Here is a 23434-nt window from a genome sequence, read left to right as displayed (position 1 = left end):
CTTTTTGCATGGCAGGCTGCGTCACTGGCGGGGGAGGGAGCACCGCCGGGATGACCGGGGTTGCGACGGCTCCCCGGGGAGGGAAGCATTTTTCCTGATTGTCAACGATGGGGCGAAAACACAAGCGGGATGTCGAGAAAAAGCCGGTCGGCCGAAGGGTGCGGGGCGTTGTCGCGGCGCGGGGGGGATGCGCTGATGTCGGTACGCACGCCCCGGGCCGTGCGGGCGTTGCCGCGGCGCGGGGGGGGATGCGTCTTGACTTTGTTTCGACGATTCAATATTAAAAAGAGTTTCGCGTCGGATTGAAGGTTTGGCGGCCGGGTTTGACCCAAGGAAATCCCCTTGACTCGGCCCCAAAACGTCTTACCAGGGTGTCACCGCACCCGGTCGGCGTACCGCCCCCTCCACGCGCAAGGAGAAACGCATGGCGCGCATTACCGTCGAAGACTGCCTGGAAAAGATCAACAACCGTTTTCTCATCGTCCAGATGGCCATCAAGCGGGTCCACCAGTACCGCGAAGGCTACGACCCGCTGATCGAATGCAAAAACAAGGAAGTGGTCACCGCTTTGCGCGAGATCGCCGCCGGTGAGGTGTTGCCGAGCGAGCCCATCGAGGAAGCGGGCGTGCTGCTGCCCGAAAACGAATAGCGATCACCCATGCCCCGGGACTATTACGAAGTGCTGGGCGTCGAACGCGGCGCCGACGACGAGTCCATCAAGAAGGCCTATCGCCAGATGGCCTTCAAGTTCCACCCCGACCGCAACCCGGACGATCCCGAGGCCGAATCCAAGTTCAAGGAAGCGGCCGAGGCCTACGAGGTGTTGCGCAACCCCGAGACCCGGGCCCGCTACGACCGCTTCGGCCATGAAGGCCTGGGCGGCAACGGTTTCGGCGGTTTCGGCACAACCGACGACGTCTTCAGCGCCTTTTCCGACATCTTCGGCGAATTTTTCGGCTTCGGCGGCCGTTCGACCGCGCGCGGCCCCAGGCCCCAGGCCGGCAACGACCTGCGCTACGATTTGACGGTGTCCTTTCGCGACGCCGCCAAGGGTACCGAAGTCGCGCTCAAGATACCCAAAAACGTCCAATGCCACGAATGCGGCGGCTCCGGCGCCGAACCCGGCACCACGGCCGAGACCTGCAAGCAGTGTGGCGGCTCGGGCCAAGTGGTCCAAAGCCAGGGCTTTTTTCGCATCGCCGTCACCTGCCCCATCTGCCGCGGCGAGGGGCGGGTCGTCACTTCGCCCTGCCGGGAATGCCGGGGCCGGGGCGTCACCCGCCAGACCCGCGATCTCAAAGTCCGCGTGCCGGCCGGCGTGGACGACGGCAGCCGTTTGCGCCTGCGCGGCGAGGGCGAACCGGGGCTGCACGGCGGCCCGCCCGGCGACCTCTACGTCATCCTGCACGTCGAGGCGGACAAGGTCTTCGAGCGCCAGGGTCAGAACCTGGTGCTGCGTACCGAGATATCCTTCGTCCAGGCGGCCCTTGGCTACAAGCTCGAAGTGCCGACCCTGGACGGCCACGAGGCCATGGACATACCCAAGGGCACCCAGAGCGGCGAGGTCTTTTCGCTGCGCGGCCTGGGCCTGCCCGTGCCCGGAACCAGCCGTAACGGCGACCTGCTCGTCGAGGTGACAGTGGTCACCCCGAAGAACCTGACCAAGAAGCAGGAAGAGCTTCTGCGCGAGTTCGAGAAGCTCGACGAGCAAAAGCCCATGAAAAAGGTCAAGGATTTCTTCCGTAAAGCCAAGGAAGCCATGGGGAACTGAGCCATGTCCAAGCGTCTTGCCGCCGCGTTTTTCGCGTTTGCCGTTTCGCTTTTTTCGGCCGCCGCCTGCCTGGCCGGCCCCAACGAGGACTTCCGGGAAGGCATGGCCGCCGCCCAGTCCGGCGATATGGACAAGGCCATGGCCGCCTTTTCCCGCATTATCGACGCCGCGGCCTCGGGCGTGGCCATTGAGGCCCAGAACCTGGCCAGCGCCTACAACCTGCGCGGCATGTGCCACGAGGTGAAAAACGAGGCCGACAAGGCCCTGGCCGACTACACCAAGGCCATCGAGACCGACGTCAAGATGGCCGAGGCCTACGGCAACCGGGCCATGCTCTACATGAAGCTCGGCGAGGTGGACAAGGCCAAGGCCGACGCCACGGCCGCCAAGCGCATCGACCGCAAGGTCAAGGTGCCGAATTTCCAGTAGGCTAGCCATGAGTGACACCCTGACGCATATCGACGCCGAAGGCCGCACCCGCATGGTGGACGTGGGGGCCAAGTCCAAGACCCGCCGCCTGGCCATTGCCGGCGGCCAGGTCCGGTTGAGCCCGGCGACCATGGAGCTGCTGTCTGCCGCCGCCCTGCCCAAGGGCGACGCCCTGGCCACGGCCAAGATCGCCGGCATCCTGGCCGCCAAGCGCACGGCCGACCTCATCCCCCTGTGCCATCCGTTGCCCCTGGCCTTCGCCGACGTGCGCTTCACGGTCGATGCCGCCGCCTGTCTGGTCCATATCGAGGCCGAGGCCTCGACCACGGCCGAGACCGGCGTGGAAATGGAGGCGCTCACCGCCGCCTCCGTGGCCGCCCTGACCCTCTACGACATGTGCAAGGCCGTGCAGAAGGACATCGTCATCGGCGAGATCCGGCTGCTGTACAAATCCGGCGGCAAGTCCGGGACCTACGTGGCCCCGGAGTGGCCCGAGGGCCGTCCCTTCCCGGACGCCTGAGCGCGGCTTCTCTCGCAAATCAAAAGGCCCGGCGGAGTGGTTCCGTCGGGCCTTTCGCGTTTTGGGCCACTGTCGCCGGGCGTCGCCTCGTGTTGCGCCCCAAAAAATAGCTCTTCTCCTCCGTTACGCTTCAACAAGTCTATGTCTCTTCCGAGGAAACGACCTAGACGGCGCAACTGGCGTGGATGCGGCGCACCACCCAGGACTTCACCACCTGGGCCAGGCACATGTAGCAGAAGATCACCAGGGCCATGAGCCCCCAGTAGCCGGCCGGCGGCACGACCAGGCCGAAGGTGTGGGCCAGGGGCGAGAAGGGCAGCCAGATGCCGAACAGGCAGATGAGGATGGTCGTGGCGCCAAGGGGCAGGCTCGACCAGCTCTGCACGAAGGGAAGGTTGTCCGTGCGGATGACGTGCACGATGAGGGTCTGGGAGAGCAGCGATTCGATGAACCAGCCGGTCTGGAAGAGCGCCGGGTTGTTCCAGGCGCCGAAGAAGTGGATGAGGATGAAGAAGGTGACGTAGTCGAACAGCGAACTGACCGGGCCGAGGTAGAGGATGTAGCGGCGGATGTCGTCGATGCGCCAGCGCCGCGGTTTGCCGAGGATGTCCGCGTCCACATTGTCCGTGGGGATGGCCGTCTGGGAGAAGTCGTACATGAGGTTGTTGACCAGGATCTGGATGGGCAGCATGGGCAGGAAGGGCAAAAAGGCGCTGGCCCCGAGCACGCTGAACATGTTGCCGAAGTTGGAGCTGGCCCCCATGCGGATGTACTTGGTGATGTTGAAAAAGATCTTGCGGCCTTCGAGCACGCCGTGCTCCAGGACGTGCAGGCTTTTTTCGAGCAGGATGATGTCGGCCGATTCCTTGGCCACGTCCACGGCCGAGTCCACCGAGATGCCGACGTCGGCGGCCCGCAGGGCCGGGGCGTCGTTGATGCCGTCGCCCATGAAGCCGACCACGTGGCCCTTGGCCCGAAGGGCCGCGACGATTTGTTCCTTCTGCATGGGGTCGAGCTTGGCGAAGACGTGGCACACCTCCACGGCCTCGAGCACCTCGGCCTCGGACATGGCTGCCAGCCGCTCGCCGGTGATAATGTGGTCGCCCGCGTCGAAGCGCACCTCGCGGCAGATTTTCGCCGTGATCACGGCGTTGTCGCCGGTGACGATCTTGGGCTGGATGCCGTGGGCGCGCATGGTGGCCAGGGCGTCGGCGGCGGTGTCCTTGGGCGGGTCGAGGAAGGCCAGGTAGCCCATCAGCGTCAGGTCGCACTCGTCGGCCACGGCGAAGTCGTGGCGCGAGCCGTCCACTTCCTTGGAGGCCAGGGCCACCACCCGGAAGCCGTCGTCGTTGAGTTCGTGCACGACCTCCTGCATGGTCTCGCGGTGCACGGCGTCCAGGGGGGAGATGACGCCGTCGTGGAGGCAGTCGCGGCTTTGGGCGAAGACCTCCTCGGCCGCGCCCTTGCAGATCAGCACGGCCTTGCCCGTGGCCGTGTCGCGCACGATGACGCTCAGGCGCCGGCGCATGAAGTCGAAGGGGATCTCGTCGAGGAGTTGGTAGCGGGCCGGGTCGATGGCCGACCCCATGTCGTCACCCGAGGCGATGACGGCCAGGTCCAGGGCGTTGCGCAGCCCGGTTTGCAGCTTGCTGTTGACGTAGGCGTATTCGAGGACCGAATTGTCCTCCTCGCCGGTGACGTCCAGGTATTTTTCCAGGATGATCTTGTCCTGGGTCAGCGTGCCGGTCTTGTCCGTGCACAGCACGTCGATGGCCCCGAAGTTCTGGATGGCGTCCAGGCGCTTGACGATGACCTTGTGCCGGGACATGGCCAGGGCGCCCTTGGACAGGCACACCGTCACCACCATGGGCAGCATTTCCGGGGTCAGCCCCACGGCCACGGCCAGGGCGAACATGAAGGCCCCCATCCAGTCGTGGCTGGTGGCGCCGTTAATGATGAAGACGAAGGGCACCATCACCAGCATGAAGCGCAGCATGAGCGCGGTGAAGCTCTTGATGCCCTTGTCGAAGTCGGTCTCCACGCGCTTTTGCGAGAGCTTCGCTGCGATGCCGCCGAAATAGGTGCGCGCCCCGGTGGCCGTGACCACGGCCGCGGCCGAGCCGGACACGACGTTGGTGCCCATGAAGCACAGGGCCGGATCGCCAAGGCCGGTTTCGCCGCCCGGGGCGGCCTCGCCGGCCGGCCGGGCGGTTTTTTCCACGGGCAAGGCCTCGCCCGTCAGCATGGCCTGGTTGATGTGCAGGTCCTTGGCCCGGATCAGCTGCACGTCGGCCGGCACCATGTCGCCGGCGGCCAGCAGCACGATGTCGCCGGGCACCACCTCGGCCAGGGGGATTTCGGCCTGCTTGCCGTCGCGCAGGGCCGTGGCCGTGGTGTGGACCATCTTCTTGAGCTCGGCGGCGGCGGTGTCGGCCTTGGCCTCCTGGATGACCTTGAGCACCACGCCCATGACGGCCATGCCGATGATGACCACGGCCGAGCGGAGGTCGTCGGTGGCGTAGGAGATGGCGCCAAGGACCAGCAGCAGCACGACCAGGGGGTTTTTGACCGCGTCCCACAGCCGGTTCCAGACGGTGACGGGCTTGGCCGTGACGGCCTGGTTGGGGCCGAATTTGCGCAGGCGCTCCCGGGCCTCGGCGCCGCTGAGCCCGGGGAAGGCGGGTTTTTGCTCGGGTTCGGGCTCACGCAGGGTCTGGCCGGTCTGGGCGAGCTGGCGCCACAGGCCGTCGAGGTGCCTGTAGACGTCGTAGGCCGAGAGCTTGCGCTGATGGGCCAGGGCGTCGAAGGCGTTGGCTTTCTGAACGAAATGTTCAAGGTTTTTGAGGAAGGCTTCTTCCGGGGCCAGCCGCAGGGCCTCCTGGCCGAGGGCGTCGACGGCGTTGGCGTCGTCGGCGCCCTCGGGGGCATGGGGGGCTGCGGTCGGTTCCGTGGGCTTGGGGTCGGTCATACGCTCTCCGCAATTTTCTTCGAGGACGCGATCCTAGGCCCCGACTTCGCGCAAAAAGGCCAGGCAGGCTTCGGCCGCCTTGTGGAAGTCCACGCCGCCGTCGATCTCCAGGACCGGCAGGTCGCCGAGCAGGTCGAGGTAGGCCTTCTGGCTGGCCATGGTGGGCTCGTCGGCATCCTCGAATTCGTAGAAAAGCCCCAGGTCCTTCATGAAGGCGGCCATGAGGTCGCGCCGCTCCCGCAAATCGACCCGCCGCGCCGTCATGGGCGAGCTGTCGCGCTTCCAGCGCAGCACCACCAAGCCAGCCATGGGGCAGGACAGCTTGAAGCGGCCAGGGCCGAAACAGGTGTCGATAAAGGCGTCGTACTTGTGCTCCAGGTCCCAGAGTTCGGCCTGGGGCAGGGCGGAGAAACGCTGGCGGTCGGCTTCGCTCATGACCCCGTGCAGGCTCGGGTTGTGAAGCACCGTGCCGGGGTTGACCCGGGGCATCTTGGCCACGCCGGTCATGACCAGGCCCGAGTCCGCCTTGGCGACCATCACCCGGTCGTTGCTCACGAAATCCGTGCCGTGGCGCATGATTTCCAGGGCCAGGGTCGACTTGCCCGCCCCGGAGAAGCCGGAAATGACCAGGCCCTTGCCCCCCTCGGCCACGCCGGCGGCGTGGAAGAGCAGGGCCCCGCGCTTGAGGCACAGCTCGATGAAGCGGTTGTTGATGAAGTTGACGACCTGGTTGTCGTTGTCGATGCAGGGGCCAACGGCGTAGTTGTCGCCGTGGCCGAACAGGAAGACGAGCCCGGTGAGGAGCTTTTTGACCACCCGGCCGTCCGGCAGGTCGCAGTAGGCTTCCTTGAGCTTGGTCTTGCCGGGCTCGCGCCCCTTGACGGCGAAGGGCAGGTCGAAGTCCGGCGGGCCGGCCTCGATGGCGGTGACCGGGATGCGGGTGGCGCCGCCGCCGCCCACGAAGTCGCGGTAGTAGTCGGCCAGCTTGTCGGTAAGGCCCTTGGAATTGGACGCGACCAGGACCGTCACGTCGCCGAAGGTCACTTCCAGGCGGTGGGTGATGGGGGCGGTTTCGAGGATGGGGGCCAGCAGCCGGGCCATGGTCACGGGATGGTGCGCGCTCATCGGATGGCCTCCAGGACGTGGTCGGCGTAGGCGGCGGCGGCGTCGATGCCGCAGGCGTCCAGCAGCCCCCGGAAGCCGCCGAAGGCCGAGACTTCGTAGATGGCCGCCCCGTCCGGGGTTTCCACCACGTCGACGCAGGTAAAGGCCATGCCCGGGAACAGGGCCTGGGCCTTGTGGGCCAGGGCGATGATGGCCTCGGACGGTTCGTGGGGCACGTACTTGCCGCCGGTGCGGGTGGTGGTGTCCCAGGAGTCGCCGCTGCCCTGGCGGGCGTAGGTGGCCAGGTATTTGCCGCCGAGAAAGGATACGCCGAGGTCGAGGTGGCCGCCGGCGTGGGAGACCATCTTCTGGATGTACATGACCTCGTTGCCGGCGGACTTGAAGTCGGCGATCTCCTCGCGCACGTCGCCCGTGTCCTCGATGACGGTCATGCCCCGGGCCTTGGAGGAATACAGCGGCTTGAACACGGCCTTGCCGAAATCGGCCACCGTGGCCGCAGCCTCCTCGATGTCCTCGGTGACCACGGTGGGCGGCATGGGAATGCCGCCCAGGCGCAGCACGGTCGTGCCGCTTAGGCGGTCGATGAGGCGGAACATGCTGTCCGGGTCGGAGAAGACCGGTACGCCCTTGCGGTGCAGGAAGCGCAGCACTTCCATGCGGTCCAGGGCATGGGGGGAATACGACGGGGCGATCTTCTTGACGATCACGGCGTCGAGGCCGGTGAGGTCGGTTCCCTGGCAGAAGACCTTGCCCGTTTCGAGGTCGAGGCGGACCTCGGCCATGTCGATGCACAAACGGTAGCCCGTGCGCGCTTCCAGGGCGTCCAGGAGCCGCAGGGTGGACCAGCCCTTGGGGATGCCCACCACGCCGATTTTTTTCATGATGCCTCCATGGCGTCGATGTCGTCTGGCGCCGGGGCGGGAGGCGGCGTTGCCGCGCCCCCCGGTCGCCTGTTTGGGGCTAATAGCACACGGCCGCCAACGGCAGCCGAAATCCCGACGGGTCGCCGCCGTGGGCGGCCGTGCGGGAAAGCAGAAACATGCCGCGCGCGAACATGAGCTTGGAGAACCGTTCGCTCAGTTCGAACCGGGTCGAGGTGATCAGCGACCGGCCCAGGCCCAGGGCCAGGCGCAATTCGAAGCTCGTATCGCCGTGGCGGGCGGCGAAGGACCGGGCGAATTCGAAAAATTCGGTGCTGATGGCGTTGAGCAGCCGCCGCCGGGCCGCGTCGAAGACGGGCAGGCGGAAGTTGGAGATCATGAAGACCGAAACGTCCTGGGCGGGGTCGCCGTCGGCCGACCGGTGCAGGTCGATGTAGTGGATGCGGTCGCGGGCCGCGTCGTAGAGGATATTGTTGCTGTTGTAGTCGCCGTGCAGCAGCACGGCATAGGGCGCGGCCAAGTTGCGTTCCACGGCCTCGGCGGCGCCGACGGCCTCGTCGAGGCTCGGCAGGGCGAAGGTGCCGATGACCCGGCGCACGCTTTTAAAGCCCGGGTGGACGGAAAGCACCTCAGGCAGCCGGGCGCGCAACTGGGCCATGGCCCCGGCCGGCACCGGGGCAGGAGTGAGGGAATTGTCCCAGATCTCCCCGGCGGTGCGGCACTGGGCCGAAAGCGCCCAGCGCAGCAGGGCCACGTCGCCGCCCACGGCAATGTCCTGGATGGTCTGGCCGGGCATGAGTTCCACCAGCATGGAGCTGGATTTCTTGCCTTCCCGGAAGGCCTCGACCCGGGGGGCGAGCCCCGGGGCGAGCCTGGCCCAGCGGTCGATGTTTTCGGCTTCCTTGCGCAGCTTGGCCGTGTCGCCGTCCTTGAAGATGACTTCGCGGTGGGTGACGCCGTCGCCGTCGCGGTCGGCCACCCGGCCGATGCGGCAGCCCGACCGGGTGCCCCAGATGGAGGCGAAGTCGATCTCGGACAGGGGCAGTTCGTGGCCGCCTTCGGTGAGGATGTCCTTGAGGGCCGTGAACTGGTGGATCTTGAACTTGTCGCCGGTGATGGCGAAAATGGCCGCCTCGCCGACGTTGAGGAGGGCATCGCCCATGCGTTCCAGGTAGCGGAAGATGAACAGCGTGGTGAGCAGGTCGCCGGTCTGGAAGCCCGAGCGCAGTTCGTCGCGGATGCGGTCGAACTGCTCCTTGTAGAGCCGGTCGAGCTGGAGTTCGCAGCGGCAGATTTTGAGCGCCGCCGCCATGTCGCGTTCGAGCACGGCCTTCGGCGTCCACTCCAGGGCCTTTTTGACCTCGGCGAAAAACGGTTTGTAGGCGTAGCGCTTGATGCACTCCGGGTCGTCGTAGTGGCGGGTCTGGCGCACCACGTTGACGAGGTGGTCGCCCACGCGCTCGAGGTTGTTGCCGATGATGTTGAGCGCCCGAAGTTTGGCCATTTCCGGGGCGGTCAGCCTGTCCTCGCCGTGCAGCGTGGCGAAGCAGGCGTTTTCGATCACGCTTTTGAGGTTGTCGATATAGTCGTCGCGGGCCTCGATCTTGGCGATGCGCCGTTCGTCGTGCTTTTCGACCACGGCCTGGGTGGCCTCGAGCTGGCGCTCGATCTCGACCAGCAGGAACTGGAAGTTGGTGACGATCTCATGCATCGTCGCCGCCCCCTGGCGCGATGAGCAGCGGGGCGTCGGTGAGGGCGCATTCCCGTTCCTTCCAGCGGAAGGTCATCTTGAGTTTGCGGTCCTCGCCTTTCTGCTTGCCCTCGATGGTCACGGAAACCAGGCCCTTGGGCATAAGTTCCAGCACCTGTTCGCCCTGGGTCAGGCGCACGGCCCCGCGGGCGAAACCGTCGCGCACGGCTTCCAGGTATTCGGCGATCATGGCCGGTTCCTGCAGGCCGTCGTATTTGAAGAGCTTGTTGGACACACTGCCTCCTGTGCTTCGGCCCGGGTCGTCCGCGGCCGGTGGCGACCCGGTTCCTACCACGCGATTATGAAGAAAAGATGAAGCCCGGGCCGCAAATTGCGCGCGGCCCGGAATTTTGTCACGATCCGTCACCAGGCCCCACGGCGGCAACGGGCCGGTAACACCGAATCGTCATGGCCCGTTGACCGGCCCTTCACGTCGGCCAGGCGAAGATACAGCCCATGGCGCGCCGCCGGCGCGCCGGGAGGAAGCCATGAGCCAGGAAGCCATCGACCGTTTCCTCGAATACCTGCGCCAGGACAGGGACCGGCTGCTCCTCGTCGGCGGCATGCCCCTCGACGAGCTGGTCGCCTATGCCGCCAGCCACGGCTTCGCCTTCACGGCCGAGGAGCTCAAGGCCCGGCAGGCCCTGGTCCATCTGGTGGAAGGCACCTAGTGCGGTGTCCCGCAAAAGACACGTCGGTATATTTACGAAAAAATGAACTATACTGATATGTTATCCTCAACAAAGCACACGCTTTTTTGAGGGCGCGACACGCGTGTCGCCGACCACGGCCCCCCGGCCCGGTATTGCCGGGCGCCCAGGCCTGGGTCGATGCGAAAGGGCCAGCGCGGCCATGGGCCGCCGATCACGCTTCGCAGTATCGCCAAGGAGTACGGCATGCACCTTTTCGGAGGCCTCGACGGACATACCCTCGCTCTCCTGATCGCATCGCTTGGCATCGCCCTCTCCTTCGAATTCGTCAACGGCTTTCACGACACGGCCAATGCCGTGGCCACGGTCATCTACACCAAGGCCCTGCGCGCCCGCACGGCGGTCGTGCTGTCGGGGGTGTGCAACTTCCTCGGCGTGCAACTCGGCGGCATCGCCGTGGCCTATTCCATCGTCCACCTGCTGCCGGTGGACCTGCTCGTTTCGGTCGACACCAACCTCGGCCTGGCCATGGTCTTCGCCTTGCTCGTCTCGGCCATCCTGTGGAATTTCGGCACATGGTACCTGGGCTTGCCAGCCTCGAGCTCCCACACGCTCATTGGCGCCATCCTGGGCGTGGGCCTGGCCAACGCCGTGCGCGAGGGCCTGCCGCTCGGCGCGGGCGTCAACTGGCACAAGGCCGTGGAAGTCGGGCTGTCGCTGCTGATTTCGCCGATCATCGGCTTCGTGTGCGCCGGGGGGCTGCTGTTGCTGCTGCGGTGCTTCCTGGCCAACCCCGCCCTGCATGCCCCCCCGTCCGGCGACGCGCCGCCGCCGGCGGGCATGCGGGCCGCGCTGATCGCCTCGGGGCTCGGCGTGAGCCTGGCCCACGGCTCCAACGACGGCCAGAAAGGCGTGGGGCTGATCATGCTCATCCTCATCGGCATCCTGCCCGGGGCCTACGCCCTCAACGCGGACCTGGCCCCGGCGGACGTGATGGCCGTGCGCGAGAGCGCGGCGAGCCTCACGGACTATTTCGACGCCCATCGCCTGGAGATCGACAAGGCCTATGCCCGGGGGGTGTTCCGGGACCGGCCCGCCGACGCGCCGGCTGTTCATTGCGACGTGCACGGGGCCGTGGCCGCCGCCGAGGCCATCCAGGTGCGTCTGGCCCAGGTCGAGCGCCTCGACGCCCTGCCGGTTGCGGAGCGCTGGGGCCTGCGCACGGACATCCTGTGCCTGGACGACGCGGCCCGCCAACTGGAAGGCATCGTCCCGGCCGAGGAACGGGGGCGCATCGAGGATTGGCGCGAAACCCTGCGCCAGCCCACGGAATACGCGCCCGACTGGGTGCTTCTGGCCGTGTCCCTGGCCCTTGGCGTCGGCACCATGGTCGGCTGGAAGCGCATCGTGGTCACCATCGGTGAAAAAATCGGCAAGACCAAGCTGTCCTACGCCCAGGGGGCGGCGGCGCAGGTGGTGGCCATGGCCACCATCGGCCTGGCCGACGGCCTGGGGCTGCCGGTCTCGACCACCCACGTCCTGTCCTCGGGCGTGGCCGGCACCATGGCGGCCGGCAAAAGCGGCCTGCAGATGCGCACCCTGCGTTCCATCGCCATGGCCTGGGTGTTCACCCTGCCGGCGGCCATGTTTCTGGGGGCCGGCCTTTTTTTCCTCTTCGCGTTGCTGGCCTGACGTTTCCGTCGGGCCTCGGGGCGTGGCCGGGCGGCCTGTGGGGGCCGGTCGGCTGGCCAGGCACGGACCTGGGCCGTCCGGCCTCGTCCTGGGGCGGACGGGGTTACGACGTAGGCGCGGCGGCCGGGGATTACGCCGTGGGCGCGGCGGCCGGCCTGGGCCGCTCGTCCATGAGCTGGCCGGCCCGGCGCAGGGACGCGGCCAGGGGGGCCAACAGCGCCGTGGCGGCCTCGGCCTCGGCCCGGCGCAGGGATTCCTCCAGCTCGCCGGCCATGCGCCGGGCCGCTTCGGCCCCCACCGCGCCGGCGATGTTTTTGAGCGAATGGGCGGCCAGGGCGGCTTCGTCCCAGTTCTCGTGGTCCCGGCACAGGGCGATGTGGCGCAGCTTGCGCGGGTATTGGCGCAAGAAGTCCTTTTCCAGTTCCTCCAGCAGTTCCGTGTCACCGCCCAGGCGGGCCAGGGCCTTGTCCGTTTCCAGGTCCGGCGCGGGGGCCGCCGCCGCGTCCCGGTCGGTGTCCGCCGGGGCGCGGCTGCCGGCGATGCGGGCGAGCAGGTCGTCCAGGGCCTTGAAGTCCAGGGGCTTGGACAGGTAGTCGGTCATGCCGGCCTCCAGGCAGCGCTGGCGCACGCCGCTTAGGGCATGGGCGGTCATGGCGATGACCGGGATGTGCCGGTTGACCTCGCCGGCCTGGCCGCCGCGCAGCCGCCGGGTGGCCTCCAGGCCGTCGCAGCCGGGCATCTCCAGGTCCATGAGCACCACATCGAAGGCGGCCTCGGACAGGCAGGCCAGGGCGTCGTTGCCGTTGGGGGCCGTCACGAAGGCGTGCCCCCGACGGCCGAGGTAGGTGGTCGCCACCTTGACGTTGACCGGGTTGTCCTCGGCCAGCAGGATATGCAAGGCCTTGGGGGCGCCGGGAAGGGCAGCCGGCTTTACGGCCGGGGCCTCGTCCGCTTCCGGCGGCGGCATCCCGGGCAGGGGCAGGGTGACATGGAAGGCGCTTCCCTGGCCGGGGGTGCTTTCCGGGATGATGGTGCCGTGCATGAGCCGGGTCAGCTCCCGGCAGATGGCCAGCCCCAGGCCCGTGCCGCCGTAGCGTTTGGATACCGAGGCGTCGGCCTGGGTGAACATGTCGAAGATACGGCTGAGCCGCTCCGGCGCGATGCCCATGCCCGTGTCCGTGACACGAAATTCCAGCATGGCGTCGCTTTGGGAAGCGCTGGACACCGACGGCGGGCGCAGGCTGACGGCCACGCCGCCGTGTTCCGTGAATTTGATGCCGTTGCCCACGAGGTTGACCAGGATCTGCCGCAGGCGGATCTGGTCGCCCAGGACGTAGCGGGGCACGCGGGGATCCACGGCCAGGCGCAGGGAAAGGCCCTTGCGCGCCGCTTGGGGGCGCAGGGAGCGCACGGTCGCGGCCAGGGTGCGGCGCAGGTCGAAGACTTCCTGGTTGATTTCCAGCTTGCGGGCCTCGATGCGCGAGATGTCGAGGATGTCGTTGATCAGCTCGAGCAGGGTGGCGGCCGATTCCCGGGCCGTTTCCAGGGCGTCGCGCTGGGCCGGGGAGAGGTCGGTGCCGAGCGTCAATTCGGTCATGCCGATGACGGCGTGCAGGGGGGTGCGGATGTCGTGGCTCATCTTGGCCAGGAAATCGCTTTTGGCCCGGTTGGCCTTTTCGGCCTCTTCCTTGGCCGCGCGCAGGTCGGTTTCGATGGCCTTGGCCTCGGTCACGTCGCGCACGATGGCGAAATAGCGCCGGGAATCCCCGGCCGGGACGGGATAGCGGTGCAGGCGCAGGGCCACCGGAATAACCAGCCCGTCGCGGCGGCGGTACTGCTTTTCGAAGATGTCCGAAAATCCCCGGCGGTCGACGCTTTCGCGCAGGATCGCCTCTTCCGCCGCGTGCCAGGCCGGGGGCGTGATGTCCTTGTAGGTCATCTGGCGCAGCGCCTCGTCGTCGTAGCCGAGCATTTCGCAAAAGGCCGGGTTGGTTTCCACGATGCGGCCGTCACGGTCCACCACGGTGAAGCCGTCGCGCATGGAGGTCAGCAGGGTCCGGTAGCGGGCTTGCGAGGCGGCCAGGGCCTGTTCGGAGCGGTTGCGCACGGAGATGTCCAGGGCCACGCCCACGATGCCGGCCGGCGTGCCCGAGGCGCTGTAGAAAATCGATTTGAAGACCAGCAGGTCGTGTCGGGAGCCGTCCAGGAAGGTGGCCGTCAGTTCGAACTGGATCGACCGATGGGGCGAGGCCAGGAGCTCGCGGTCCGTGGTGTCGCAGATCGCGGGCAGTTGCAGGCATCCGATCTCCGGGCAGCGCTTGCCCCGGACGGCGTCCAGGGGAAGAAAGGATTCCTCGAAGGCCTTGTTGACGCCAAGGAAGCGCCCGTCGAGGTCCTTGTAGAAGACCAGGGCCGGAATGGCGTCCATGATCTCCTGGGTGAACCGGATGCGTTCGCGCAGGGCCTTGGCCATGGCGTCCAGGGAGGCGCCCAGTTCGGACAGCTCGCCATGGCCCGGACCCATGTCGCAGCGGCGGTCGAGGTCGCCCACGGCCATGGCCTTGGCCATGCGGGCCAGCTTCTCCGCCGGCAGCAGCAGGAAGGCCCGGCTGAAGCGGTGGGCGAAAAACAGGGCCACGGCCAGCACCAGGGCGAACAGGGCCAGATCGAAGCGCATGGCGGCATCGAGGGGTTCCACCACCATGCCCCTGGGCAGGCCGACCCGCAGAAACCAGACGTTGCGGCGATCGATGGTCACTCGGGCCAGGGCAAAGAAAAAATCTTTCCCGTCCGGCCCGTGGCCGGCCATGAGTTGCGGGGGGAAGCCCTGGGCCCGGGCCATGTCCTGGATGGCATCGGGCAGGAGGGCGCCGATTTTTTCGGGCTCGAGGGGCCAGTCGGCCAGGATGACGCCCGTGTCGTCGAAAAGCGTGACATCACTGTCCGGGGGCATGCCCTTGCCGCTGAACAGAAGCGAGAAGCGGTCGAGGTGCAGGGCCACGACACACACGCCGACAACGTCCCCCGCCGCGTCGCGCACGGGGCAGGCCAGGGCCAGCCCGGGCAGGCCGCTGCGCCGGCCGGAGGCGAAGCCGCCCAGGGCGAAGGCCTTTTCCGTCAGGGCGCGCCGGACCCAGGGGCGGTCGGCATAGTTGACGGCCGGGTCTTCGGGGAGCGTCGAGGCGAGGATGGAACCGTCGGGGCGCAGCAGGGTAATGCTGGAAAAAGTCGGGAAGACTTCCTTGGCCGTAATCAGGCTGGGCCGCGCGGCTGCGGCCTGCATGGACCGGATTTCCGGAAGCAGCGTCAGGCCGGTGAGGGCTTCGCCGTAGGATTGCAGCAGTGTTTCAATGTTGGCGGCCACAAGCTCCGTGATGTTTTGCAGGTTTTCCCCGGCGACCTTACGGGCAAGGTCGCGTTTTTCCAGGGCGGAAACGACATGCAGTACGATGGCCGGCGCCAGCACCAACACGACAAGCAGGAGGATGCGTGTTCGCAGGCTATGCAGTCGTGGCCATGTCATGGGGAACTCCATGGACAGCACAGAGGCATTGTCCCGCGGAATGTAAAGAAGGGAAGCCGGAATCGCAAGGGCAATACCCGGATAACGGTGTCGTCGCTTCAGGCCGCCGGCAAAAAGGACCGGCCCAGGACGAAACCCCGCTGGGACAGGAAGCGGGACAGGATGTCCGTAGCTCCCCGGCTGGCCACGTAGGGCACGACAAAGCAGGCGGACGGCGGCGGCACCGCTTCCAGGGCGATGACGGGCCGTCCCCCCAGCACCCGGCCGATCTTGCGGGGATCGATGTCGAGCCAGGCCTTGATGACCACGCCATGGGCCAGCAGCTGCTCGGCCCGGCGCCGGGTGGGGCGCCCGGCCCCGACCACGAGGACCTCGGGGTGGTGGGGATTGATCCGGGCCAGGTGGCGGGCCAGGTAGCCGGCCTTGATCCGGTGGAAGGCCTCGGCGTCGTAGCGCGGGTCGGTGCGGGAAAGCCGCCCCGGCGGGTCGTTCCAGACTAGGAGCGCCTCGGGCAGCTTGGCCATGGCCACGCCGGCCTCCAGCCAGCGCAGCCACAGCTCGTAGTCCTCGGGAAACGGCCCCTGGCGGTAGCCGCCGAAACGCCCGGGCAGCTCGGCCCGAAACATGACCGTGGGATGGGGCAGGGGGGATTCGCGAAAGATGCCCAGGCGGATGGCCTCGGGCGTTGCCTGGCCGTTGGCCCAGTCGAGATGGGCCTTGTAGCCCCGGGCCGCCTCGGGGTCGCCGCCGAAAGCGGCCAGGCAGGAGACCAGGCCGATGTCGGGATGGGCGTCGAGAAAGGCCGCCTGGCGCTCCAGGCGCCGGGGATGGCAGACGTCGTCGGCGTCCATGCGGGCGATGGCGTCGCCCCGGGCGGCGGCCAGCCCGGCCGTCAAGGCCGCCACGATGCCGCCGTGGGGCCGGTGGAGGACGCGCAGGCGGGCGTCGCGCCGGGCGTAGGCCTCAAGCACCGCCTGGGTCGCCCCGCCGTCGTCGGAACCGTCGTTTATGGCCACGATCTCGAAATCGCCAAGCGTCTGGCCAAGCAGGCTGTCCAGGGCGGCCGGCAGGCCGGCGGCGGCGTTGCGCACCGGCAGGAGCACGGAAATCATCCGTCGCCCCCCCCGGCCGGCGGGGCGCGGGAAAGGGGCGGCACCAAGGCGGGGCGGGCGCATGGGCTGTCCGGTCATGTCCCCGCCGGCCCCGGGAGGGTGGCCGGGGCCGGAGGGAAGGCGGCGCGGCGTATCAATCAGGCCAGGGCCTTTATGACCGCCGCGAAATCCGCGTCGCCAAGGCCCGTGTCCACGAGCTTGTCGTACAACGCCGAAAGCACGGTCAGGGTCGGCGTGACCGCCCCGGCCGCCCCGGCCGCCTCCTTGGCGAAGCGCAGGTCCTTGGCCATGTGTTTGGCCGGGAACTGGGCCGGATAGGAATCGGAACGCAACATCGGGTCCTTGAGGCGGTAGAGGTCGTTGGCCATGGGGCCGGCCAGGATCACGTCGAGCAGGGCGCCGCGGGCCAGGCCCAGGGCCTCGCCCAGGCGCACCGTCTCGGCCAGGCCCTCGGCCATGGCCCCGAGCAGTACGTTGACTGTGATCTTCATGGTCGAGCCCATGCCGGCCTCGCCGCAGCGGGCCACCTTCTTGCCCATGGCCAGCAGCACCGGCTCCACGGCGGCGATGGTCGCCTCCGCGCCGCCGGCCAGGATGACCAGCGTCCCGTCCTCGGCCGGCTTCTTGGAGCCCGAGACCGGCGCGTCCAGGTAGTCCGCGCCCGTGGCCCGCACCTCGGCCGCCGCCTGGCGGGCGTAGGCCGGGGAAATGGTGCTCATGTTGACCACGACCTTGCCGGGGGCCAGGCTATCGGCCGCGCCGCCCGGGCCGAAGAGCACGGCCTGGCAGGCTTCGGGGCCGGTCAGCATGACGATGGTCACCGCGCCGAAGGCGGCGGCCTCGGCCGGCGTGGCCGCCACCCGGGCCCCGGCCGCGGCCAGCGCCGCCACGGGCTCCTTGGAGCGGTTCCAGGCCATGACGTCGTGCCCCGCCTTGAGGCAGTTGCGCGCCATGGCCGTACCCATGATGCCCAGTCCCAGAAAACCGATGGGCGTCGTCATACGTCTCCTCCGAACGGATCGGTTTATTGCCCGGCCGGCAGGGCGCCCGTGGCCGAGAGCTTTTCGAGCACCTGGCCGCACAGCAGGTCGTAGCCGGTCATGGTCATGTGCACGCCGTCCTTGGCCCGAAGCGACACGTGCTTGCCGCCGATGTCCTTGGCCTGGACGTAGTTGCCCGAGGCATCGGTGAAAAGGGTCGAGGCCTCCATGTAGGCGCAGCCGCCGACCGTGGCGCAGGCCTGCTTGGCCGCGGCGTTGACGGCGCGGACGCGGTCGTTGTAGGCGGCGTCGCGCATGGCCGGCAGGCCGACCCAGATGACCTTGACCCCGGCGCCCGAGGCAATGCGCAAAAAGCTCTCGGCCTTGCCGCGATAGGCTTCGGCCCATTGCGGGCTGCCGGGCTGCTTGCCGCCGATGGCGTTGTTGGCGTCGTTGCCGCCCATGACCACCACCACGGCGGCCAGTTTTTCCCTGGCCACCAGTTCGGACAGCTTTTTCTCCCAGTCGAAGAACTTCTTGTTGATCAGCCCCGTGGACACCTTGCCCAGGGGCTGGCAGCCCAGGCCGTGGGCCCCCTCCAGGTGCTGGGCCATGGTCATGCCCACGCCCACGGCCAGGGAGTCGCCCACCACGGCAACCGAGGCGCCCCGGCCCGGGCGCTGGCCGGGCGCCGGCGGTGCGGCGGCGTCGCGTGCCGACGCGGTCTCTTTGGTTTTGAGCGCCAAGGCAGCGTCGGCTTGCTGTCCGGCGGGGCCGCTCGCGTCGTCGGGCGGCTGGTTTTTCCCTTTTTTCGGCGGGCCGGCCTTGGCCTCGGGGGCCGCTTCGCCCGCTTTGGCCTTGGCCTCGCTTGGCGGCGGCGCTACCGGCTCGCTTTTGGGCTGGGGCAGGGCGGCGGCCTGGACGGGTTTGGGCTCCAGGGTTTTTTTCGTCAGTTCCTCGGGCGGGGCCGAGGGTGGCGGGGGCGTGGCCGGCGCAAGGTCCAGGGCCAGGTTCGCCGGCGGGGCGGCGGCCGGCGGGGCGGCTTCGGGAACCGGTTTGACCATGGCCTCGGCGGCATTGGGGGCGGCGCTCTGGCTGTCGGCCGAGGCCGGTTCGGGACGGGGCTCGGCGGTCTGTTCGCCCGAGCCGGTCGGTTTGACGCAGGCCGGCATGAGGCCCAGAGCTGCGGCGAGCAAGGCGGAACACAGGCTGACTGTTACCGGTCGCATGATGAAACTCCGTCAAGGGCGGCGGGATATGCGTGGCGACGGCGGCGGTCCGGACCTCGCGGCCGGCGCCGGGAACCGTGGCCACGCCTTTGCGGCGCACCCGCTTACCGGTGCGTGGCGACCGTTATGACCCAACGCCACGGGCCGGTCAAATCGAAGATGGCCGCCAGGGGCGCGCGGGGCTTGCCTTGCCGCGCGCACTGCCTGTAGGTGGGTCTGCGGAGCCGGCCCGCGCGGCCGGCCCGAATCGGACGCCCGCCCGGCAGGTCAGCCCATGGAACGCACGCGCCTGTATGTTTTCGCCGCCGTCTTTTTCGGCGTGGTCCTCACCGGCACGCTGGGGTTCATGCGCGTGGAAGACCTGTCCGCCCTGGATGCGCTCTATTTCAGCGTGGTGACGGTCACCACCGTCGGCTACGGCGACATCCACCCCGTCACGCCGACCGGCAAGCTCCTAGCCATGTGCCTGATCCTGTCCGGTGGGGGCACCTTTTTCGGTATCCTGGCCGCGGCCGTGGAAATGTTCCTCGGCCGGCGGGAAAAGCGCCTGCGCGCCGAGAAGCTCGACATGATCATCGGGCTTTTTTTCAGCCAGGTGGGCTCCACCCTGGTGCGCCGGCTGATCCGGGCCGATTCCGGCGTCGATTTCCTGCGGGAAAACTGCGACGTGTCCATGCGCTGGACCCGCGAGAATTTCAAGAAAGCCGAGGCGGTGCTCAAGGGCTACAGCTACGGCATCGACATGGCCGCCCTGGACCTGGCCGCCCTGCGCGACCTGCTCACCGCCAATTCCGAATTCCTCGTGCGCCTGCTCGAAAACCCCAACATCCTGGAGCACGAGACCTTCACCGCCCTGTTGCAGGCCGTTTTCCACCTCAAGGAGGAACTGGCCCACCGCCGCGACCTGGGCAACCTCCCCAAAACGGACGTCGAGCACCTGCGCACCGACGTGCGGCGCATCTATTCCCTGCTTTTGCTCCAGTGGCTCCACTACCTGGACCACATCAAGGAGAATTTCCCGTATTTCTTCTCCTTCCAGTGCCGGGTGACGCCGTTTCTGGCCGGCGAGGACGCAACCGTTCGGGGGTAAAGGGAGCATGGAGACGCCCCTTGCCAAAGCCCCCCCGCCCGGGGCACAGGGCGGCATGCACCCCACGACCGAGGCTGTGCCCACGCCGACACCCGCGCCCACGCTTATGCCCACGCCCGCGGCAGCCCCCGGGAAACCGCTTTCGTTTCTCGCCCGCCTGGCGCGCGAGCCGCTGGTCCATTTCCTTATCCTCGGCCTGGCCCTTTTCCTTTTGGCCGACGGGCGCTCCGGGCCGGCCCCCGGGGCGGACGCGGCCCGGCGCATCGTGCTGACCGCCGACGACCTGCGCCAGCTTTCCGGGCTTTGGCGCACCCAGTGGAACCGCGACCCGTCCCCCGGGGAATTGCGGCGCCTGGTGGACGACCAGGTGCGCGAGGAGGTCGCTTTTCGCGAGGCCCTGGCCGCCGGCCTCGACCGCCAGGACATCCTGGTGCGCCGCCGGCTCGTCGAGCGCATGAACTACCTCTGGGCCAGCGCCGGGGAGACAGGGGAGCCGACCGAGGCCGCCCTGCGCGACTGGTACGCCGCCCGGGCCGGGCAGTTCGCCCCGCCAAGGGAGGCGACCTTTGCCACGCTTTTTTTTTCGGACCGGCAACGCGGCGGCAAGGCCAAGGAAGAGGCCATCCTGGCCCGCGATGCCCTGGCCGGCAAATCCGACGGCCAGGCCGATGTCCAGGGCCTGGGCGATGTCACGGAATTGCCTCCCCGGGCCGCGGCCATGAGCCCGGACGAGGCGGCCGGCGTCTACGGCCCGGAACTGGCCGAGGCCCTTGGCCGGCTGCCTATGGGCTCGTGGCAGGGGCCGGTGGCGGTTGCCGGCGGCTATGCCCTGGTCTTTGTCGAGGCCCGCATCCCCGGCGAGCCCTTGCCCTTCGAGGCGGTGCGGGAGCAGGCCCTGGAGGCCTGGCGCCGGGAGCGCCGGGAGGACAGCCGGGAGCAGGCCTACGCCGCCGCCCGGGCCCGCTATGCCGTGGCCGTGCCGGATATTGCGCCTGACGCGGTCAGGCCATGACGCGGCTTGTTTGCCTCGCCCCCCTGGCCCTGCTGCTCGCCCTGGCCGCGCCGGCCCTGGCCCACGAGACGCGGCCGGCCTATCTGGAATTGCGCGAGACCGCCCCCGGGCGCTACGACGTCCTGTGGCGCACGCCGCTCTACGAAGGCCTGCGCCTGCCCTTCGACCTGCGCCTGCCCGAGGGGACGCGCCCGCTTGCCGCGCCACGCACCGTCGACCTGCCAGACTGGCACCTGGAGACCTGGCGCCTGGAGGCCGATGGCGGACTGGCCGGCAAGAAGATCCTGTTTCGCGGCCACGACGCCACCACGGCCGGCGTGGTGGTGCGCCTGATTCCCCTCGAGGGCCCGCCCCGGACCCTGGTCGTGCCGCCCAGCCGCGACGCGGCCGTCCTTGGCGGCGCGCCGGCCGATTTCGTCGATTTCCTGCGCTCCGGCGTACGCCACATCCTCTACGGCATCGACCATCTGCTGTTCATCCTGGGGCTTTTCTGCCTGGTGTCGGGCTGGCGGGCGCTCGCCGCGACCGTCACCGCCTTCACCGTGGCCCACAGCCTGACCCTGGCCGCCGCCACCTTCGGCCTGGTCACGGTGCCGGTTGCGGCGGTCAACGCCGTGGTGGGCTTGAGTATCCTGTTTCTGGGGCCGGAGATCGTGCGTCGCCGCCGGGGGGAGGCGAGCCTGACCGTGCGCTGGCCGTGGCTGGCCGCCTTCGCCTTCGGGTTGCTCCACGGCTTCGGCTTCGCCTCCTCCCTGGCCGGGCTCGGGCTGTCGCGCCGCGAGCTGGCCGTTGGGCTGCTGGGATTTAACTGCGGCGTGGAAATCGGCCAGCTCGGCTTCGTCTTCGCCTTGCTGGGCCTTGGGGCGACGCTCAAGCGCCTGGACTTTCGCCTGCCTCCCTGGGCGGGGCTGGTCCCGGCCTATGTGGTGGGCACGGCCGGGGCCTATCTGACCCTAGCCCGCACGGCCGTTCTCTGGGGGAGGTGACATGGCGTTTTCGCGACGCGCTGCCGCAACCGGCCTTTTTACCGCCCTGGCCACGTTTCGCGCCATCCCGGCCCAGGCCCACATGGTCAGCCCCGACGTGGGGGATTTCTACGCCGGGCTGCTCCATCCCCTGACCTCGGCCGAGCACCTGCTCCCCATGCTGGCCCTGGCCTTCCTGGCCGGCCAGTGCGGCAAGGCGGCCGCCCGGGCGGCCATCGTGGCGTTCCCCCTGGCCCTGGCGGCCGGCATCCTGGCCGGGGCGCGGGTCCCCGCGCCCTGGGCCGCGTTTTACGCCGATGCCCTGGGCACGGTGCTGGTTGGCCTCGCCATCCTGGTCGCGCCGCGCTTGCAGTCCGGCCGGCCGGTGACCATGGTCGCCGCGTTGGCCTTGGGGCTGGCCCTGGGTTGGCGCGGCGGCGGCGATTGGGCCGCCTCCACGGCCGGTTGGCGATTCGTTCCCGGTGTGGCGGCCACGGGCCTGGCCGTCGTGGCCGTGGTCGCGGCCTGGCTGCCCCGCCTTGCCGGCGGCCTGGCCGGGGCGGCCCGCCTGATGGTGGGCCTGGTTGTGGCCGGCCTGGGCTGTTGCCTGGGCCTTGGCCTGCTTGGCGGCGCGCCGGTGGCGGCCGGGCTGCCCCGACTGCCCAGCCTGCCCGATGTGCGGGAACTCGAGGCCCTGGCCCGCACGGCCGGCGAGCGGCCGGGCCTGGTTGCGGCTGCGCTGTTCGGGGCCTTTGCCTGGGGGGCGGGCCATGCCCTGACCCCGGGGCATGGCAAGGCCCTGGTCGGCGCCTACCTGGTCGGTGCGCGGGGCACCCCGGGCCAGGCCGTCCTGCTCGGCGTCATCGTCACCGTGACCCACACCCTGGGGGTCTTTGTCCTGGGCGGCGCGGCCTGGCTGGCTTCGGGCGCCCTGGACCAGGAGCGCCTGGTCCCCTGGCTGTCCCTGGCCTCGGGCCTGGGCGTGGCGCTGGTCGGCGGGGCGCTTTGCCTGTCGCGCTGGCGCGGGCTTGGCCAGCCGGGGGAAGGCGCGCCCCACGGCCACGGTGGCCTGGTCCACAGCCACGGCGGCGTCCCGCACAGCCACGGCGTCCCCCACGGCCACGGCGGCGTCCCGCACAGCCACGGCGTCCCCCACGGCCACGGCGGCCTCACGCACAGCCACGGCGGCCTCACGCACAGCCACGGCGGCCTCACGCACAGCCACGGCGGCCTCACGCACAGCCACGGCGGCCTCACGCACAGCCACGATGGCTTGCCACAGGATCATCTGCCCTACGGCCACGACGATGTGCCCATCGGCCACGACGGCGGGGCCTGCGACCGCCAAACGGGTGCGCCCCACAGCCATGGCGGCCTCCCCCACGGCCATGGCCAGGGCGCTCCAGGCGCGGACAGGCCGGGCTGGCGGTCGCTGGTGGCCCTGGGCGTGACGGGCGGGCTGGTGCCGTGCCCCGGGGCGTTGGTGCTGCTGTTGGGGGCCATGGCCGTGGGCCGCGTCGGCTTCGGCTTGGGCCTGGTTGCGGCGTTTAGCCTCGGGCTGGCCCTGGTCTTGACGGCGGTGGGGCTGCTTTTCCTCAAGGGGGCGCGGTTTCTGGAGGCTGCCCCGTCCTTGGGCCGGGCGGCGCGCCTGCTGCCCCTGGCCGGTGCCCTGGCCGTGACCGCCCTGGGCCTTGTGCTCGCCTTCGAGGCCCTGGCCGGGCTCGTCGGCCGGTAGGC

Annotated in this window: 19 protein-coding genes; 10 read left to right on the top strand and 9 right to left on the bottom strand. The window is 68.9% G+C overall.

Features of this window, described 5'->3' with window-relative positions; all coding sequences use genetic code 11:
• The first annotated feature begins 424 nt into the window (after window positions 1-424).
• Genes rpoZ through moaC form a run of 4 tightly spaced genes read left to right on the top strand, consistent with a single transcriptional unit; the run spans window position 425 to window position 2720 of the window.
• The gene (rpoZ, locus tag ACP59X_RS13645; protein WP_323426899.1) at window positions 425-649 is read left to right on the top strand and encodes a DNA-directed RNA polymerase subunit omega; all 225 of its coding nucleotides are present in this window, start codon (window positions 425-427) and stop codon (window positions 647-649) included.
• A gap of 9 nt (window positions 650-658) precedes the next feature.
• On the top strand, window positions 659-1771 hold the full coding sequence (gene dnaJ / locus ACP59X_RS13640) for a molecular chaperone DnaJ (RefSeq protein ID WP_428559211.1): 1113 nt from the start codon (window positions 659-661) through the stop codon (window positions 1769-1771).
• 3 nt (window positions 1772-1774) lie between these two features.
• Window positions 1775-2200 (top strand): tetratricopeptide repeat protein, encoded by a 426-nt coding sequence (locus ACP59X_RS13635; protein ID WP_428559209.1) that lies wholly within the window; start codon window positions 1775-1777, stop codon window positions 2198-2200.
• A 7-nt stretch (window positions 2201-2207) separates the two neighbouring features.
• Window positions 2208-2720: a cyclic pyranopterin monophosphate synthase MoaC gene (moaC, locus tag ACP59X_RS13630; RefSeq protein ID WP_428559206.1), complete on the top strand. Its 513-nt coding sequence runs from the start codon at window positions 2208-2210 to the stop codon at window positions 2718-2720.
• A gap of 163 nt (window positions 2721-2883) precedes the next feature.
• Here the strand turns inward: moaC and mgtA are convergent, their stop codons facing one another.
• From mgtA to ACP59X_RS13605, 5 genes are all read right to left on the bottom strand, one after another.
• Window positions 2884-5688, bottom strand: coding sequence for a magnesium-translocating P-type ATPase (gene mgtA, locus ACP59X_RS13625; protein WP_428559204.1), 2805 nt, complete (start codon window positions 5686-5688; stop codon window positions 2884-2886).
• Between the two features lie 33 nt (window positions 5689-5721).
• The gene (locus ACP59X_RS13620; RefSeq protein WP_428559202.1) at window positions 5722-6813 is read right to left on the bottom strand and encodes an HprK-related kinase B; all 1092 of its coding nucleotides are present in this window, start codon (window positions 6811-6813) and stop codon (window positions 5722-5724) included.
• Window positions 6810-7694 carry a GAK system ATP-grasp enzyme gene (locus ACP59X_RS13615; RefSeq protein WP_428559200.1) on the bottom strand — a complete coding sequence of 295 codons (885 nt, stop codon included), beginning with the start codon at window positions 7692-7694 and terminating at the stop codon, window positions 6810-6812. The genes ACP59X_RS13620 and ACP59X_RS13615 overlap by 4 nt, the downstream gene beginning before the upstream one ends.
• Before the next feature lie 79 nt (window positions 7695-7773).
• The gene (locus ACP59X_RS13610) at window positions 7774-9405 is read right to left on the bottom strand and encodes a PhoU domain-containing protein (RefSeq protein ID WP_428559198.1); all 1632 of its coding nucleotides are present in this window, start codon (window positions 9403-9405) and stop codon (window positions 7774-7776) included.
• On the bottom strand, window positions 9398-9679 hold the full coding sequence (locus ACP59X_RS13605; RefSeq protein ID WP_428559196.1) for an amphi-Trp domain-containing protein: 282 nt from the start codon (window positions 9677-9679) through the stop codon (window positions 9398-9400). Before ACP59X_RS13605 ends, ACP59X_RS13610 begins: the two co-directional genes overlap by 8 nt.
• Window positions 9680-9932: 253 nt before the next feature.
• Between ACP59X_RS13605 and ACP59X_RS13600 the strand changes: the two genes are divergently transcribed.
• A complete protein-coding gene (locus ACP59X_RS13600) occupies window positions 9933-10115 on the top strand; it encodes a Nif11-like leader peptide family natural product precursor (RefSeq protein WP_428559194.1) in 183 nt (60 codons plus the stop codon).
• Window positions 10116-10340: 225 nt separating this feature from the next.
• Entirely contained in the window at window positions 10341-11786 is a 1446-nt protein-coding gene (locus ACP59X_RS13595) for an inorganic phosphate transporter (RefSeq protein ID WP_428559192.1), read from the top strand.
• A gap of 130 nt (window positions 11787-11916) precedes the next feature.
• On the opposite strand, the gene ACP59X_RS13590 is transcribed toward ACP59X_RS13595, so the two are convergent.
• The 4 genes from ACP59X_RS13590 to ACP59X_RS13575 form a co-directional block, all read right to left on the bottom strand.
• Complete coding sequence (locus ACP59X_RS13590; protein ID WP_428559190.1) at window positions 11917-15309, bottom strand: PAS domain S-box protein; 3393 nt, start codon at window positions 15307-15309, stop codon at window positions 11917-11919.
• A gap of 98 nt (window positions 15310-15407) precedes the next feature.
• Window positions 15408-16421, bottom strand: a complete 1014-nt coding sequence (locus ACP59X_RS13585; RefSeq protein ID WP_428559188.1) for a glycosyltransferase family 2 protein — start codon at window positions 16419-16421, stop codon at window positions 15408-15410.
• Between the two features lie 137 nt (window positions 16422-16558).
• A complete protein-coding gene (locus ACP59X_RS13580; RefSeq protein WP_428559186.1) occupies window positions 16559-17422 on the bottom strand; it encodes an NAD(P)-dependent oxidoreductase in 864 nt (287 codons plus the stop codon).
• A 23-nt stretch (window positions 17423-17445) separates the two neighbouring features.
• Complete coding sequence (locus tag ACP59X_RS13575) at window positions 17446-18630, bottom strand: SGNH/GDSL hydrolase family protein (RefSeq protein ID WP_428559184.1); 1185 nt, start codon at window positions 18628-18630, stop codon at window positions 17446-17448.
• 274 nt (window positions 18631-18904) lie between these two features.
• On the opposite strand from ACP59X_RS13575, the gene ACP59X_RS13570 reads away from it, so the two are divergent.
• From ACP59X_RS13570 to ACP59X_RS13555, 4 genes are read left to right on the top strand one after another with little or no spacing between them, the layout of a single operon-like run.
• Entirely contained in the window at window positions 18905-19720 is an 816-nt protein-coding gene (locus ACP59X_RS13570; RefSeq protein WP_428559181.1) for a potassium channel family protein, read from the top strand.
• 7 nt (window positions 19721-19727) lie between these two features.
• On the top strand, window positions 19728-20732 hold the full coding sequence (locus ACP59X_RS13565; RefSeq protein WP_428559179.1) for a peptidyl-prolyl cis-trans isomerase: 1005 nt from the start codon (window positions 19728-19730) through the stop codon (window positions 20730-20732).
• Complete coding sequence (locus ACP59X_RS13560) at window positions 20729-21718, top strand: HupE/UreJ family protein (protein ID WP_428559177.1); 990 nt, start codon at window positions 20729-20731, stop codon at window positions 21716-21718. The genes ACP59X_RS13565 and ACP59X_RS13560 overlap by 4 nt, the downstream gene beginning before the upstream one ends.
• Window position 21719: 1 nt before the next feature.
• Window positions 21720-23432 carry a nickel/cobalt transporter gene (locus ACP59X_RS13555; protein WP_428559175.1) on the top strand — a complete coding sequence of 571 codons (1713 nt, stop codon included), beginning with the start codon at window positions 21720-21722 and terminating at the stop codon, window positions 23430-23432.
• Window positions 23433-23434: the final 2 nt, after the last annotated feature.

Origin of the sequence: Solidesulfovibrio sp. DCME (genome assembly GCF_049995385.1) — a bacterium.
In the GTDB taxonomy this organism is placed as follows: Bacteria; Desulfobacterota; Desulfovibrionia; order Desulfovibrionales; family Desulfovibrionaceae; genus Solidesulfovibrio.
Note: the sequence above shows the minus strand (reverse complement) of the source record. Positions and strands in the feature narration are given on the sequence as shown.

What these genes read in the sequence shown, in the direction of transcription:
- rpoZ (WP_323426899.1), top strand. Translation starts at nt 425, where the DNA reads ATGGCGCGCATTACCGTCGAAGACTGCCTGGAAAAGATCAACAACCGT.
- dnaJ (WP_428559211.1), top strand. Translation starts at nt 659, where the DNA reads ATGCCCCGGGACTATTACGAAGTGCTGGGCGTCGAACGCGGCGCCGAC.
- ACP59X_RS13635 (WP_428559209.1), top strand. Translation starts at nt 1,775, where the DNA reads ATGTCCAAGCGTCTTGCCGCCGCGTTTTTCGCGTTTGCCGTTTCGCTT.
- moaC (WP_428559206.1), top strand. Translation starts at nt 2,208, where the DNA reads ATGAGTGACACCCTGACGCATATCGACGCCGAAGGCCGCACCCGCATG.
- mgtA (WP_428559204.1), bottom strand. Translation starts at nt 5,688, where the DNA reads ATGACCGACCCCAAGCCCACGGAACCGACCGCAGCCCCCCATGCCCCC.
- ACP59X_RS13620 (WP_428559202.1), bottom strand. Translation starts at nt 6,813, where the DNA reads ATGAGCGCGCACCATCCCGTGACCATGGCCCGGCTGCTGGCCCCCATC.
- ACP59X_RS13615 (WP_428559200.1), bottom strand. Translation starts at nt 7,694, where the DNA reads ATGAAAAAAATCGGCGTGGTGGGCATCCCCAAGGGCTGGTCCACCCTG.
- ACP59X_RS13610 (WP_428559198.1), bottom strand. Translation starts at nt 9,405, where the DNA reads ATGCATGAGATCGTCACCAACTTCCAGTTCCTGCTGGTCGAGATCGAG.
- ACP59X_RS13600 (WP_428559194.1), top strand. Translation starts at nt 9,933, where the DNA reads ATGAGCCAGGAAGCCATCGACCGTTTCCTCGAATACCTGCGCCAGGAC.
- ACP59X_RS13595 (WP_428559192.1), top strand. Translation starts at nt 10,341, where the DNA reads ATGCACCTTTTCGGAGGCCTCGACGGACATACCCTCGCTCTCCTGATC.
- ACP59X_RS13590 (WP_428559190.1), bottom strand. Translation starts at nt 15,309, where the DNA reads ATGACATGGCCACGACTGCATAGCCTGCGAACACGCATCCTCCTGCTT.
- ACP59X_RS13585 (WP_428559188.1), bottom strand. Translation starts at nt 16,421, where the DNA reads ATGATTTCCGTGCTCCTGCCGGTGCGCAACGCCGCCGCCGGCCTGCCG.
- ACP59X_RS13580 (WP_428559186.1), bottom strand. Translation starts at nt 17,422, where the DNA reads ATGACGACGCCCATCGGTTTTCTGGGACTGGGCATCATGGGTACGGCC.
- ACP59X_RS13575 (WP_428559184.1), bottom strand. Translation starts at nt 18,630, where the DNA reads ATGCGACCGGTAACAGTCAGCCTGTGTTCCGCCTTGCTCGCCGCAGCT.
- ACP59X_RS13570 (WP_428559181.1), top strand. Translation starts at nt 18,905, where the DNA reads ATGGAACGCACGCGCCTGTATGTTTTCGCCGCCGTCTTTTTCGGCGTG.
- ACP59X_RS13565 (WP_428559179.1), top strand. Translation starts at nt 19,728, where the DNA reads ATGGAGACGCCCCTTGCCAAAGCCCCCCCGCCCGGGGCACAGGGCGGC.
- ACP59X_RS13560 (WP_428559177.1), top strand. Translation starts at nt 20,729, where the DNA reads ATGACGCGGCTTGTTTGCCTCGCCCCCCTGGCCCTGCTGCTCGCCCTG.
- ACP59X_RS13555 (WP_428559175.1), top strand. Translation starts at nt 21,720, where the DNA reads ATGGCGTTTTCGCGACGCGCTGCCGCAACCGGCCTTTTTACCGCCCTG.